12 protein-coding genes are annotated in these 13,159 nt (G+C 62.5%); 4 read left to right on the top strand and 8 right to left on the bottom strand.

Annotated elements, in window-relative coordinates:
* Positions 1-39 precede the first annotated feature (39 nt).
* The 4 genes from glnP to ACK8OU_RS08740 are packed head-to-tail and all read left to right on the top strand — an operon-like array spanning position 40 to position 3,331.
* Entirely contained in the window at positions 40-696 is a 657-nt protein-coding gene (gene glnP / locus ACK8OU_RS08755; RefSeq protein ID WP_410302995.1) for a glutamine ABC transporter permease GlnP, read from the top strand.
* Positions 693-1,421 carry a glutamine ABC transporter ATP-binding protein GlnQ gene (gene glnQ / locus ACK8OU_RS08750; protein ID WP_458524350.1) on the top strand — a complete coding sequence of 243 codons (729 nt, stop codon included), beginning with the start codon at positions 693-695 and terminating at the stop codon, positions 1,419-1,421. Before glnP ends, glnQ begins: the two co-directional genes overlap by 4 nt.
* Positions 1,411-2,436: a C45 family autoproteolytic acyltransferase/hydolase gene (locus ACK8OU_RS08745; protein WP_410302994.1), complete on the top strand. Its 1,026-nt coding sequence runs from the start codon at positions 1,411-1,413 to the stop codon at positions 2,434-2,436. The genes glnQ and ACK8OU_RS08745 overlap by 11 nt, the downstream gene beginning before the upstream one ends.
* A complete protein-coding gene (locus ACK8OU_RS08740) occupies positions 2,387-3,331 on the top strand; it encodes a MurR/RpiR family transcriptional regulator (RefSeq protein ID WP_410302993.1) in 945 nt (314 codons plus the stop codon). Before ACK8OU_RS08745 ends, ACK8OU_RS08740 begins: the two co-directional genes overlap by 50 nt.
* 53 nt (positions 3,332-3,384) lie before the next feature.
* Here the strand turns inward: ACK8OU_RS08740 and ACK8OU_RS08735 are convergent, their stop codons facing one another.
* The 8 genes from ACK8OU_RS08735 to ACK8OU_RS08700 form a co-directional block, all read right to left on the bottom strand.
* Positions 3,385-5,067 carry a chloride channel protein gene (locus ACK8OU_RS08735; RefSeq protein WP_410302992.1) on the bottom strand — a complete coding sequence of 561 codons (1,683 nt, stop codon included), beginning with the start codon at positions 5,065-5,067 and terminating at the stop codon, positions 3,385-3,387.
* A 173-nt stretch (positions 5,068-5,240) separates the two neighbouring features.
* The gene (locus tag ACK8OU_RS08730) at positions 5,241-6,671 is read right to left on the bottom strand and encodes an aldehyde dehydrogenase family protein (RefSeq protein ID WP_410303113.1); all 1,431 of its coding nucleotides are present in this window, start codon (positions 6,669-6,671) and stop codon (positions 5,241-5,243) included.
* Positions 6,672-6,758: 87 nt separating this feature from the next.
* The gene (locus ACK8OU_RS08725) at positions 6,759-8,300 is read right to left on the bottom strand and encodes a tripartite tricarboxylate transporter permease (protein WP_410302991.1); all 1,542 of its coding nucleotides are present in this window, start codon (positions 8,298-8,300) and stop codon (positions 6,759-6,761) included.
* 17 nt (positions 8,301-8,317) lie between these two features.
* Positions 8,318-8,773, bottom strand: coding sequence for a tripartite tricarboxylate transporter TctB family protein (locus ACK8OU_RS08720; RefSeq protein WP_410302990.1), 456 nt, complete (start codon positions 8,771-8,773; stop codon positions 8,318-8,320).
* A 53-nt stretch (positions 8,774-8,826) separates the two neighbouring features.
* On the bottom strand, positions 8,827-9,765 hold the full coding sequence (locus ACK8OU_RS08715; protein WP_410302989.1) for a tripartite tricarboxylate transporter substrate binding protein: 939 nt from the start codon (positions 9,763-9,765) through the stop codon (positions 8,827-8,829).
* Positions 9,766-9,788: 23 nt separating this feature from the next.
* The gene (locus tag ACK8OU_RS08710; protein ID WP_410302988.1) at positions 9,789-10,694 is read right to left on the bottom strand and encodes an NAD-dependent epimerase/dehydratase family protein; all 906 of its coding nucleotides are present in this window, start codon (positions 10,692-10,694) and stop codon (positions 9,789-9,791) included.
* The gene (locus ACK8OU_RS08705) at positions 10,691-11,458 is read right to left on the bottom strand and encodes an SDR family NAD(P)-dependent oxidoreductase (RefSeq protein ID WP_410302987.1); all 768 of its coding nucleotides are present in this window, start codon (positions 11,456-11,458) and stop codon (positions 10,691-10,693) included. Before ACK8OU_RS08705 ends, ACK8OU_RS08710 begins: the two co-directional genes overlap by 4 nt.
* A 3-nt stretch (positions 11,459-11,461) precedes the next feature.
* Positions 11,462-13,150, bottom strand: coding sequence for an alkyl sulfatase dimerization domain-containing protein (locus ACK8OU_RS08700; RefSeq protein WP_410302986.1), 1,689 nt, complete (start codon positions 13,148-13,150; stop codon positions 11,462-11,464).
* Between the last annotated feature and the right edge of the window lie 9 nt (positions 13,151-13,159).

Below are 13,159 nucleotides of genomic sequence, written 5' to 3'. Positions count from 1 at the left end.
GCCCGGCCCCCGTTTCGTCCCTAGCATGAGGAGGCCGATGTGCAGACCGACTGGTCCGTTGTCCTGACCTTTCTTCCACAGCTGATCGCCGGTGCCAGGATCACTGTGCAGATCACCATCATCGGCCTTCTGGGCGGCATCCTTCTGGGCACCATTGCCGGGCTGATGCGCGCCTATGGCGGCCGTGTTCTGAACGCCATCGCCTTTGTCTATATCGAATTGATCCGCGGCACACCCATCGTGGTGCAGGTGATGTTTCTTTACTTTGCCATGCCGGTGCTGACCGGGCTTCGGGTCGATCCGATGGCGGCTGCGGTGGTGGCGATCGTGGTCAATGCCGGCGCCTATATTGCCGAGATTGTGCGCGGTGCCTTTTTGTCCATCTCCAGGGGGCTGAGCGAGGCGGGGCTGGCGCTGGGTCTGCCCCAGTGGAAAGTTCTGGTCTATATCCTCGGGCCGCTGGCCTTCCGCCGGCTGATCCCGCCCCTGGGCAACCAGTTCATCGTCAGCCTCAAGGACACCTCGCTGTTCATCGTGATCGGTGTGGGTGAACTGACCCGGACCGGACAGGAAATCATGGCCTCGAACTTTCGCGCGGTGGAGATCTGGGCTGCCGTCGCCGTGATCTACCTGCTTTTGACCGGCAGCATGACGGTTGCCCTGCGCGCCATCGAAAAACGCATGAGGATCTTGTGAGCATCATCGAATTCCGCAAGACGTCAAAGCACTTCGGCGATCTGAAGGTGCTGGACGGGGTAGATCTTTCCATCGACACCGGCGAGGTGGTCGTGCTGATCGGGCCGTCCGGCTCGGGCAAGTCCACATTGCTGCGATGCATCAACGGGCTGGAGCAGATCACCGGCGGCGATCTGATCATGGACGGGATCAGCGTACGCGAGGGCAAGAAGCAGCTGCGCCTGATCCGGCAGGAAGCCGGGATGGTGTTCCAGCAGTTCAACCTGTTCCCACAGATGAGCGCCTTGCAGAACGTGGCCTTCGGTCCGCGCAAGGTGCGGGGGCTTGGTCGCGCCGAAGCCGAGGCGCAGGCGCTGGTGCTGCTGGAAAAGGTGGGGCTGAAGGACAAGGCCGGGCATTACCCGTCGGAACTGTCGGGCGGCCAACAGCAGCGCGTGGCGATCGCCCGGGCGCTGGCCGTGCGGCCCAAGGTCATGCTGTTTGACGAACCAACCAGCGCCCTTGACCCCGAATTGAAGCAGGAAGTGCTGAACGTCATGCGCCAGTTGGCCCGCGAGGGCATGACCATGGTCGTTGTCACCCACGAGATGGCCTTTGCCAAGCAGGTCGGCACGCGGCTGATCTTCATGGAACACGGCAAGATCTCGGTCGATGGCGACCCGCGCGAGGTGATCGAAAATCCGCCCAGCGAGCGGTTGAAGGACTTTCTGCAACATGTCGAATAAGAAGAACGACCTCGGCTGGCACACGGCTGGTGGCAGCCCGCGCGATATCGGCCGGGCGCTGGGACAGGCAGGGCGTGCGGCGGTCAATCGTCATCTTTTGCCCGCCCCGATCTGGCAACTGGTCACCGCCCCGGCACATGCCGGCCGCGTGGCGCGGATGGCCGGGGCGGTGCAGCAGCGTTTTCCGGCGATCTGGGCCGAGATCGAGGGGCTGGCCGAAGGGCTGGGCCTGCCGGTGACGGACGTCTTCGCCTGGAACTGCCGCGGCGATCTGCTGGCATCCACCCCGGACGGCTGCACCACCGTGCTTTTGCCGGGCGGTGTGCCGGTTCTGGGCCATAATGAAGACGGCCTGCCGTTCTTTCGTGGCCACGCCTTCATCGCCGATATTCGCCCGGATGGCGCGCCGGGCTTTCGGGCCTTCTGTTATCCCGGCTCGATCCCCGGCCATACCTTTGCCTTTACCGATGCCGGGCTGGTCCAGACGGTCAACAACCTGCGCTTGACCGGGGTTGAACCCGGCCTGCCACGCATGGTGCTGGGGCGGGCGGTGCTGGGTGCGGAAACGCTGGACATGGCAATTACGATCCTGCGCGACCGGCCCGACAGCGGCGGCTTCCATTTCGCCCTGAGCCATCAGCGTGACCGGCGCATCCTGTCGGTCGAATACGGGGCCAGCGAGATTTCGGTGCGGGAAATCACCGCCCCTGCGGTCCATGCCAACCACGCGCTGCATCATGTCTACGGCTTGGGTCATCAGATCATCACACAATCCTCAGGCGACCGGCAAAGGCGCGGTAATGCCCTGATCGCCGCGGGTGTGACCGATCCACTCAGCATCCTGCGCGACGAGGATGGGCCGGGCCTGCCGATCCGCCGCGATGCCGCCGACGACCCGGATGATGAAAACACCCTTGCCACGGCCATCTTGCGTGTTGAAAAGATGGGGATCGACTGGAGGATCCATGACCGCCGATCCGGAGACGCCACCTATACCGGCATCACCCCCCGCTGATGCCCCCCCCACCACGGTGGCCGAACTACGCCGCCTGATGATCGCCATCGCGCGTGGCGAAGTGACGGTATCACTGGGGGCCAAGACACGGGCGGCGCTGGAACGCATCCTTGATCTGCAGGGCAGCCCGGCGCTCTTGTCGATCACCGCGCTTGCCGAGGTGCTGGAGGTCAACCCCTCAACCCTGACGCGGCTGGCACACAGTCTGGGTTATTCGGGTTTCCCGGCCTTCCAGCGCGTGCTGCTCTCGCCGGGTGCTGAGGGCCCCGGCCAGTTCTACACCCGCCGCGCTTCGCTGGCGCTGGAGGGGGGCGAAGGCACCCCGATGGCGCGGGCGGCGCGGCTGTGCCGCGAAAATCAGGACAATATCGAGCGTTTTCTGACCGAGCTTGATCCCGAGGCGTTCGCGGCCGCAGTCGAATGCATCATGTCCGCGCCCCGTGTCGCGGTCTATGGCATCCGCCAGTTTCACGCGCTGGCAAGTTTTCTGGTCTATGGGCTGCGGATGATCCGTTCGGATGTGACCCTGGTCGACGCCAACAGCCTTGGCACCGCCGAAGGGCTGGCATTGCTGACGCGCGGCGACGTGCTGATTTCGGCCAGTTGCGCCCCCTATTCGGCGCAGGTGGTGCAGGTGGCCGAGGCCGCGCGACGGATCGGGCTTTCGACAGTGGCCATCACCGATCGCGCCAGCTCTCCCTTGATCGAAAGCTCGCAGGCCGCACTGCTGGTTCCGCATGATTCAAGCTTTCTGTCCAACAGTCTTGGCGCCTTCATCGTGGCGGCAGAATGCCTGATCAATGCCTGCGCAGCCGCCCGCCCAGAGCAGGCCCGCCAGGCCCTGCGCATACGCGACCGGATGATCGACCTGCTGGATATCGAACTGCCGGGCTGAGGCCGGCGGCTGCGGATCACGCCACGCTGGCAGGCGGACCTGCAGCGCCGCAATCAGTCTGCGCCCTCAAGCAGGGTCTGCCTTTGCCTTTCCAGTTCTTCGCTGTAACGGCGCAGAGTGTGCGCCTCGGACAGCAGGCCCAGCACGCGGCGTTCGATCCGGTCGCTGACTACCGCGAGCGCGTCGGCCCTGGCCTTTTCAAACAGCCCTGCCGCCTGGCGGGCATTCATGTTGGGTAACAGGATTTCGCTCTTTTGCCGATAAAAGCTGCTCAGATCTGATTGTGGTGCAATCTCAAGCGCATCGGCATGAACCTCGGCAACCGAAATCATGGCCTGATAGCGGTTTTCCGCATCGACGACGACGACGCTTTGGGTTGAGCCCAGTGGAAACGCCTTGCGAAATTCATCCGGGCTGAGGCCCGCTGTCGCCTTGCGTAAATCGTGGCGCATCAGGCGACCGACGGTAAGGTTCTGTATCCAGCCGACGTCATGCGCACTGCGGATGGTTTGGCCCCGCAGGTGGAAACGCCAGGTCGAGAAGGAATAGCCAAAGGTTTGCCGCGCCACCACCGAGGCGGTGATGGAGGCCGCCAGCACCAGGGCAGCAATCGAGAATTGCCCGGTCAGCTCCAAAGCCAGAAACGTCATCGCCAGCGGACAACCGATCACCGCAACGCCAAAGGCGCTCATGCCGATCAGGGCAAGGGTTGTGGGGGCCAAGGTGCCGGGCAAAAGCCATTCGACCGGCACCGCCAGCGCCTTGCCGATCAGCCCCCCAAGCAACAGCGAGGCAAAGAACAGACCGCCCCGAAACCCGGAACCGATGGTCAGCGCAGAACTGGCCGCCTTGAGCAGGAACAGCGTCAGTAACGCAACAAGCGGAACATCCTGTTCCAGGTTCAGGTGCATCGCCCCATGCCCCGCCGACAATACCTGCGGATTGGCCAGCGCAATGCAGCCCACCAACAACCCGCCAACCGCCGGTCGAAGCACCTGGGGAATGCGGCTGGCCGAGACCAGGCGTTCAGTCTGCACCACGGCTTTCATCACGACAATGCCCAAGAGGGCACAGATCATGCCGACCGCGATCGCAGGAATGAAATCCTGCGTGGAAATTGCATCAACCGCGGTAACCTCCAGTGCGAATTGCTGGCCGCTTAGGGCGCAGGAAACCAGCGCCCCGGCTATGGCTGCCGCGATCACCGGCGCAAGCGAGGCCGAAGTATAGGTCCCGATGATCACCTCGAACGCATAAAAGGCGCCGGTCAGCGGCCCGCCGAACGCCGCGGCGATGGCGCCTGCCGAACCGCATCCGACAAGAACGCGCATGTCTTCACGCCGCAGCTTCAGCCGGATTCCGAGGGTGGATGCCAAGCCCGCGGACAACTGCGTGTAGGCCGCCTCAAGCCCTGCCGAAAGACCGAAACCGTTCGAGGCAAGGTTCTGGATTGTCAGCCACAAACTGTCCGTCAGCGACATCCGGCCGCCATAAAGGGCGTTCGCCTCGATCGGGTCTATGATGCCCCCCCGACGGCGGCGCACAAGCACCAGAACCCCGGTCAGCAGCCCCCCGGCAACAGGTACGATGACAAGAAGCTCTGATGCGCCAATCTGCGAACCGCTCAGTCCGGCGGCAAAGGGCACCGAGAAAAGCAGATAATGCAACAGATGCGCCGCAGCAGCAATCGCGCTGACTGTCGCCCCCGCCAGCGCACCAACGGCGATGGCAAGCAACAGAAATCCAATGGCATTCCCGCGCGCAAATATACGTTGGCGCAGCAGGGTGATACGCGCGGACGCAGCCAGGCCGTGACGTCGAACGGTGGACATGGGGGACTCGGACAAAGGTGCTTGCACGACAGGTGCCGCGCAAGCCGATGGATTGGGATAAACGGGAAAACGCCGGGTCAACCGGCAGAGAGATAGGCGGTCTTGACCGAGGTGTAGAACTCCATCGCCATGGGCCCCTGTTCTCGCGCGCCAAGGCTGGACCCCTTATTGCCGCCAAACGGAACGTGATAGTCGACGCCCGCCGTCGGAAGGTTGACCATCACCATGCCCGCGCGCGATTTGCGGCGGAACTGTGTGGCATGACGCAGCGAGCCAGTGCAGATGCCCGATGACAGGCCGAAGGGCGTATCATTCGCGGTTGCCAGCGCCTCATCGAAATCCGACACCCGGATGACCGAGGCGCAGGGCCCGAAGATCTCTTCGCGCGAACTGCGCATCGCATTCGTGGCGTTGAGAAACAGCGCGGGCACCTGAAAATTACCTGGCCGGTTCAGCCGTTCGCCGCCGCGCACCTCGCAGCCTTCGGACGCCGCAAGCGCGACATAGGACATGTTGCCCTCAAGCTGGGCCGCGGAAACGACCGGCCCCATCTGGCTGGCCGCATCCAGAGGGTCGCCCACGATCATCGCGGCACGGGCCTTGTCCAGCTTTTCGACAAAGGCATCGTGAATCGCGTCCTCGACGATGATCCGGGACGAGGCTGTACACCGCTGCCCTGTCGAAAAGAATGCCCCGTCCAGGCAGACCCGCACCGCAAGATCAAGGTCGGCGTCCGCCATCACCACCATCGGGTTCTTGCCGCCCATTTCCAGCTGCACCTTTTTCATGCCCTGTGCCGCCGCCACCGCAATTCGCTGCCCGACACCGACCGACCCCGTGAAGGACACCGCCCGTACATCGGGGTGGTCGACAATCCGGTTGCCAACGGTTGAGCCCGAGCCCATCACAAGATTGACCACACCCGGCGGCAGGCCCGCCTCCTCAAGGATGCGAACCAGTGCCACCGCCGAGGCCGGAGTAATTTCGGCCGGCTTCATGACTACGGAATTCCCGGCTGCCAGAGCAGGGGCCATTTTCCAGGCCGGAATGGCAATCGGAAAGTTCCACGGCGTAATCAGCCCGACAACCCCGACGGGTTCGCGCGTAACCTCGACCTCGCAGCCGGGACGGACCGAGGCAAGCTTTTCACCGCCAAGGCGCAGGGCTTCGCCGGCAAAGAAGCGCAAGACATGGGCGGCGCGCGTGACTTCGCCCTCGGCCTCACGGCGCAGCTTGCCTTCTTCGCGGGCCAGCAACTCGCCCAGCGGCCCAATGCGGTCAAAAATCAGCTGCGCCGCACGGTGCAGAACGTTCCCGCGCCCTTCGGGCGACAGCTCTGCCCATGCGGGTTGTGCCGCGCGGGCGGCTTCGACCGCCTGGTCCACATCATCGGCGGTACCGCGCGCATAAAGGCCGATCACCTCATCGGGGCGCGCGGGGTTTCTGTTCTCGCTTGCCTCGGTGGCCGGTCGCCACGCCCCGCCGATATAATTCCCGACGATTTCCATCATCTTGCTTCTCCGTGTCTTGCATCAGGGAAAACGGGGCCCGGCCCCCGGCCTGCGGCGGCGGAACAGATTCCCCGAAATCCCGTTTCAGTGTTTGGGTCCCGCAGGATTCCCAGAGGCCCCAGCACTATCGTCCTGGCTCGTTTTTCGTAGCAGCCCCATGATGGACAGCCCCGCTGCGACCAGCACGATCAGTATGGTGAACGACAGCAGTGCAGCCGCGATCGGCCGACTGAAAAATCCTGACAGGTCGCCATCGGTCAGGATCAACCCCTGTCGCAGACTTTCCTCGACAAAGGGTCCCAGAACCATGCCGATCACCACGGGCGCAGCCGGTATCGCCGCCAGCCGCATCAGGTAACCGACCACCCCGGCGATGACCATCACATAGAGGTCGAAGACATTGCCACGCACCCCATAGGCACCCAGCACCGACAGGATCAGCACCAGTGCCGCAATGATCGAATCCGGCAGATGCAGGATACGGCTGAAGATACGCCCGAAGGGGCCGGCGGCAAAAAACATGACCACGTTGATAACCAGCAGGGCTATGAAGCAGGCATAGATCAGTTCGGGCGTTTCGACGAATAGCCGGGTACCCGGCTGAATGCCATGAATCACCAGCGCCGACATCATCACCGCCGTGACCGGATCGCCCGGAATGCCCAACGCAAGCGTCGGAACCAACGCCCCACCAGTAACGGCGTTGTTTGCAGCCTCAGAGGCCACGATGCCTTCGGGTTCGCCATCGCCGATATTCTTGCGGAACCTGCCGGTGCGCTTGGCCACGGCATAAGAGATGAACGAGGCCGTGGCAGCGCCGGTGCCCGGCAGAACCCCGACGAAAGAGCCGATCACGCTGCTTTTCAGCAATGTGCCGGACCGTGCCACCCAGTCACGCATCGGCGCGATACGAAACCCGGCGGCGATCTTTTCGACAGGTTCGCCGTCGACCGGCCCAACCGAGGTCGCCCGCGCAAACACCTCGGCGATGGCAAAGATGCCGATCAGTACCGGAATCAGCTCAACCCCCGAAGACAGGTTGAAGAATCCAAAGGTCATGCGCGTTTCACCCGACAGCGGGTCAACACCAACCGACGCAATGAACAGCCCGATCAGCCCGGCAATGATGCCCAGGACAAAGTTGCGGCCGGCAACACCCGCAATGCAGGTCAGCGCAAGACAGGTCAGCGCAAAGTTCTCGATTGGCCCGAAGCTGAGCGCAACACGCGCCAGCGGCGCCGCAAAGAACAGCAGGACCAGCGTTGAAAAAAGCCCGCCGATCACCGATGCCCCGGTGGCCCAGCCTAGCGCCAGATCGGCCTTGCCGCGCCGCGCCATGGCATAGCCATCCAACACCGTCGCCGCCGATTGGGGTGTGCCCGGCGTATTCAGCAAAATCGCGGAATAGGATCCGCCAAAGACCGAACAGCAATACACCGCCAGGATCAGGCAGATTGCCGGAACGGTATCCATGGTAAAGCTGAACGGCAATACCAGCGTGATTGCCACTACCGAACCAAGTCCGGGCAAGGCGCCAACCACCAGTCCGATCACCGTGCCGGCAAGAATTGCCAGCAGCGCCGCCGGCGTAAAGACAAGAGACGGGGCCGTCAGAAGATATTCCATGTCTTACCTCGCGCCTTTCAAAACAGCGTGGGTTGTGGCAGGGGAATGCCAAAGACAAACTCGAACATTGCCCAGGATGTGACCGCCAGGACCGTGCCCCAGACGACCGGCATCGCGGTGATGCGGCGGTTCGAAATCCACTGGATCGTGATACACAGCAGGATGCTGTCGAGCAGAAATCCCAGCGGCTTCAGCAATAGCAAGAAGGCGATCAACGCCAGGGTCATGGCGACCGCAGGGCCGTGGCGCCGCTGTTCCGCGATGGCTTCGCGCAGGGCATCCGGGATCACGATGACCGACAGAACCGCCAAGGCGATCCAGCTGTACAGCATCAGTTGCGGGAAAAAGACCGGGCCCACATTAAGCCCCGCCATGGTTTCCGCATATTGTGGATCGAACGTATGGATCAGCAACGCCATGGCGATCACCAGCAGTACGATGCCCGGCAATCTGATCTTCAGAGCAGTCCGCATCCAAACCTCCTTTTGATACCCCCGCCGGGTAGGCCGACGGGGGCGGATTGCGTTCATTCGATCTTGGCGTTCGCCAACAATTCAGACAGTGCTACGTCCTGACCCTTGACGAAAGCATCCAGTTCGGCCCCGGTCAGGATATCGACTTTGCTGTTCATGTTCTCGAACGCGGTCGCTACAGCCGGGTCCGACAACGCCGTGGTGCAGGCATTGGCCAGTTTGGCGCGCACGTCGTCCGGGGCGCCCTTGGGCATGTAGATCGCCTGCCAGTTGGATTGCACCAGATCGACCCCCAGTTCGCGGAAAGTCGGCACATCGGGCAACCCCTGCGAACGCTCTTCCGACGCAATGGCCAAGACGCGCACGTCAAAGCGGGCGGCGTGGTCCTCGGTTTCAGGGGCCGCGCTTACGATATTGCCCAGCAGGTTCTTCATGGCATCCGCCGCACCCTTGGCCGGCAGGTGTTTCAACTGAATCCCATAGCCATGCGAAACCCCAAGCCCGACCAGATGCGGAATGGTGCCAACACCAGCGGTGGCATAGCTGAGCTTGCCCGGCGCGGCCTTGGCGTCATCGACAAATTGCTGCATGGTCTTGTAGGGCGAATCCTGCGCCACCATGAAGATCAGCGGCACCAGATCCATCCGGCAAACAAAGTCGAAATTGTCCAGCCCATAGGGCAGGTCGCGCAGATGGGGCTGGATCACGGTCGGCCCAGCCGGCGTCAATAGCAGGGTATAGCCATCGGGTTTTGCATTGGCGACTTCATTGGTGCCAATGGTCCCTGCGGCCCCTGCGACGTTGCGCACAACGACGCTCTGGCCCAGGATTTCCTCGAATTTCGGTGCCAGAACGCGGGCACGCGCATCGGTCGAGCCCCCCGCAGTCCATGGAACGACGAACTCGATACGCTTTTCAGGATATTCGGCGATGGCCGGCCCTGCGATCACCCCCAGAGCGGTCATTGCCAAAACGGCAGCTTTCATGGTCATGGTTTCCTCCCTTTTGATCATGTTCAGATTGTTGTTGCCCGGCTTAAGCCCGTGATGGTGCGCCGGACGCCCTCTGGCAGAGGGATGCGCAGCCAGTCACCCAGAAGGTCGATCAGGCCGCTGTTATCGAGATTTCCGGGCGCCGAACGCAGGTTGACCGATGCGGCAATATCAGCGCCCGGCACAGCAGCGCGGATCGCCGCGATCAATTCATCCATGGTCACGGTGTCAGTCGTGATGTCGGAAACGATCGCCGCCCGGGGCCGGCTGTGCAGTGCCCGGACCAGCACATCGACAACCTCGTCGACATGCTGCAGGCACATCCGACCGCTGAACGGCAACTGATAGGCCTCGCCCCGTGCGGCCGCGGCGATTGCCGCGGACACAAACGCCGTCTCGCCCACTGTGCGGCCCGGGCCATAGACCACGTTGGGCCGCAGCCCGACCGAAGCGATGCCATGATCCAGGTGATAGACCTTGGCGATTTCCTCGCAGCAGTGCTTGTAGACTCCATACAGGTTGACCGGGGTGTCATGCGGCGGGCGCGGTTTGGCGGCAATGGTGCTGGTATAGACAATCCTGTCTATGCCATTGCGGCGGGCCGCTTCGAAGGCATTGATATGACCAAGAATATTGACCTGTGCCCCCAGAACCGGATTGGCCTTGCAGGCCGGGATAATCAGCGCCGCAAGGTTGATAATGGCACGCACGCCATGGCGTGCGCAGGCATCGTCCAGCGTTTCGGGGCGGGTGATGTCCCCTGCGACGGGCGTCACCCGATCGGTCCATCCGCGACGGTCGGCCAGCGGCACCAGATCCAGGGCGATCACATCTTCGCCCCCGGCCCGCAACCGTTCGATCAGGGCGCGTCCCAGAAAACCTTCGCTGCCAGTGACCAGAACCGGGCCGATCATGTGCGTGCCGGTCATGACGACATCCCCTGACCGCCGTTGATGTCCAGCATCTGCCCGGTGACAAAACCGGCCTCTTCCGAGGCAAGAAACGCAACCGCCGCCGCAACATCCTCGACCTCGCCATGGCGCCGCATGGGAATTGATGCCTCGACCGCCGCGCGCTCTTCGGGCGACATGCGCTGCGCCAACAACCCGCGCAGCCGTTCCGTCAGGATCGCACCGGGGCAAACCGAATTGCATGTCACCCCGTAGGGGCCGAACTCTTGCGCAAATTGCAGCGTCATGGCGTTCACGGCGCCTTTCGCCGCAACATAGTTGCTGCCGGTGAACAGGCTGCCATAGCGCGCAGCCTTCGACCCCATGTTGACAATACGGCCATAGCCCCGCGCGCACATTCCGGGAACGACGGCGCGCGTCACCCGCATCGTGGTCAGTACGTTGATTTCCAGAACGCGCGCCCAGTCGTCTTCTGTTTCGTTGGCCAGCAGTTGCGGTGTACCCAAAGAACCGCCCGCGTTGTTCACCAGAACGTCAAAGCCGCGCCCATCTTTCAACAGATCGGTCAGGATCGCCTCGGTCGGGCTGCGTTCAGCCAGATCGGCCTGATGGAACCGGATTCCCGCCGACCGGGGATCCGCCTTTGCGATCTTCAACGATTCCGGCGAGCGACCGATCACCGTCACCTCGGCCCCCTCAGCCGCAAGCCGCTGAGCGATACCCAGGCCGATGCCTTTGCTGGCCGCAGTAACCAGCGCGCGCCTGTTGTTGAAACGTTTCATTCCTCAAACCTCAAGGCTACGGTTGTCAAAGACCGACAGCACCTCGCGCACAACCTGCGCGTCGCCCGTGATCCGGGCGCGACCGGCCGCCAGCAGATCGTGCAAACACCCGTCACCCCCGATCACCTCGGCCCAGTCCGCGAAGGCCATCAAGAGGGTTGGGGCATCTTGTGCCGCAGGGGCGGGCGTGATGCGCGCAACCGTATTGGCAAGTTCGATCATGTAGCCGCGCGAAAGATCATCGAACTGTATCAGCATCCTGCCGCGTTTGCCCGCCGCGCGGGTCGGATCGACCTCATAGCGCAACAGTTCGACATAGGTGCCGGGATCGCTTTCCAGCACCTTGCCGACCGAACGATGCGGCACCTTGAAAGTATCGGCCTTGCCTTCCAGTTCGCGCGCCTGAGTCAGATAGTAGTTGCGTGTGATCGAGGAACGCTGCCGCTGCCCCATATGGCGCAACGCATCCGCTTTGAATTGCCGATAGTCGGCATTCTCGGGGTCACAGCGCAGCAGATAGGTTACCAGTTGCGCCGCCCAGGACGCATCGCCCTTATCCAGCCAGTGCCGGGCATCCTGAAACACGGCTTCCGGCCCGCCCATACGCTCGACAAGGCGCGCGGCCTCGACCTTGCGGGGCACCGGCTTCAACTGCGCGGTATCGGTGCCATACCACCCCATGATGCCATTGTAGACGCCCCGAATGCCAAACTGAAACTCGCCGTAATGTTCCTGAAGAACGGGGTTGTCACGCAGGCTGTCAGGCAGCCGGATACGTTCGACCATCTCATCGGCATCAAGCCCCAGATTGATGCCCCGGATCGTCTGGTCATAGAGGTACAGGATGGCGTCGCGATAGTCCGACAGCATTTCCTGGATCTTGTCCTCACCCGAATAGGGAATGCCGTGGCAACCCAGGATATGTTCGGGGTGTAGCTGGCGAATTTCCTCGACGCTTTGCGCCCACAGCACGGGCTTGCGATAGAATTCGCCGCGGATTGCACCAAAATTCGGATAGAGACGCCAGAAGATATTCTCGATCACGACGCGCTGCCCAGGCAACCAGATCGTCAGGCAATCATCGGTATCCGAGATCGACGGGATCAGGCGGAACTCTACCCCGTCGATGGTGACATCCGTCGGCTCTGACACAGTATGCGTGGGACTGACATAGCCATAGCGCCCCGCCGATGTATGATATTCTCCGCCCAGCCCCGCATTTGGCGGTGCATCGGGTCCCTCGGGCGGACAATGGTTGCCCATCTGGGTCGAGATCTTGCGCACATAGGTCGGAAATATCTCGGGCCGGCCGTGCTTGTAATTGTGGTCAACTTTTTCATGGCCCCAGATCTGTACGGCCCCGGGATTGTCCGCAGGAAGATAGGCCGAGGCACCACGGCAATAATGCGAATGGGTGTACAGCACCGCGACGATCGGTTTGTCCGTAATCTTGCGGAACTCGGACACGAAGGCTTCGGCATCATCAATGGAAGAGCCGCTGTCGACAAGGATGATGCCGGTTTCACCCTCGATCATCGTACAGTTCGCGATGCTGCGAACACCGACCAGGTGCCATACATTTTCGGCAATATGGCTCAGCTTGGGCGCGAATTGTTCGCCGTGCCGCAACAGATCGGGATGTGCGATTTCGCCTTTGGGGCCGGTCGCAACCTGAATGGGGGTATCAGTCATCGTATCTTG

The organism is Pontitalea aquivivens (genome assembly GCF_046507575.1).
GTDB lineage: Bacteria > Pseudomonadota > Alphaproteobacteria > Rhodobacterales > Rhodobacteraceae > Pontitalea > Pontitalea aquivivens.
Note: the sequence above shows the minus strand (reverse complement) of the source record. Positions and strands in the feature narration are given on the sequence as shown.

Coding starts and splice junctions, on each gene's coding strand:
- ACK8OU_RS08720 (WP_410302990.1), bottom strand. CDS start 8,773: ATGCGGACTGCTCTGAAGATCAGATTGCCGGGCATCGTACTGCTGGTG.
- ACK8OU_RS08700 (WP_410302986.1), bottom strand. CDS start 13,150: ATGACTGATACCCCCATTCAGGTTGCGACCGGCCCCAAAGGCGAAATC.
- ACK8OU_RS08705 (WP_410302987.1), bottom strand. CDS start 11,458: ATGAAACGTTTCAACAACAGGCGCGCGCTGGTTACTGCGGCCAGCAAA.
- ACK8OU_RS08725 (WP_410302991.1), bottom strand. CDS start 8,300: ATGGAATATCTTCTGACGGCCCCGTCTCTTGTCTTTACGCCGGCGGCG.
- ACK8OU_RS08710 (WP_410302988.1), bottom strand. CDS start 10,694: ATGACCGGCACGCACATGATCGGCCCGGTTCTGGTCACTGGCAGCGAA.
- ACK8OU_RS08730 (WP_410303113.1), bottom strand. CDS start 6,671: ATGGAAATCGTCGGGAATTATATCGGCGGGGCGTGGCGACCGGCCACC.
- ACK8OU_RS08715 (WP_410302989.1), bottom strand. CDS start 9,765: ATGACCATGAAAGCTGCCGTTTTGGCAATGACCGCTCTGGGGGTGATC.
- ACK8OU_RS08745 (WP_410302994.1), top strand. CDS start 1,411: ATGTCGAATAAGAAGAACGACCTCGGCTGGCACACGGCTGGTGGCAGC.
- ACK8OU_RS08740 (WP_410302993.1), top strand. CDS start 2,387: ATGACCGCCGATCCGGAGACGCCACCTATACCGGCATCACCCCCCGCT.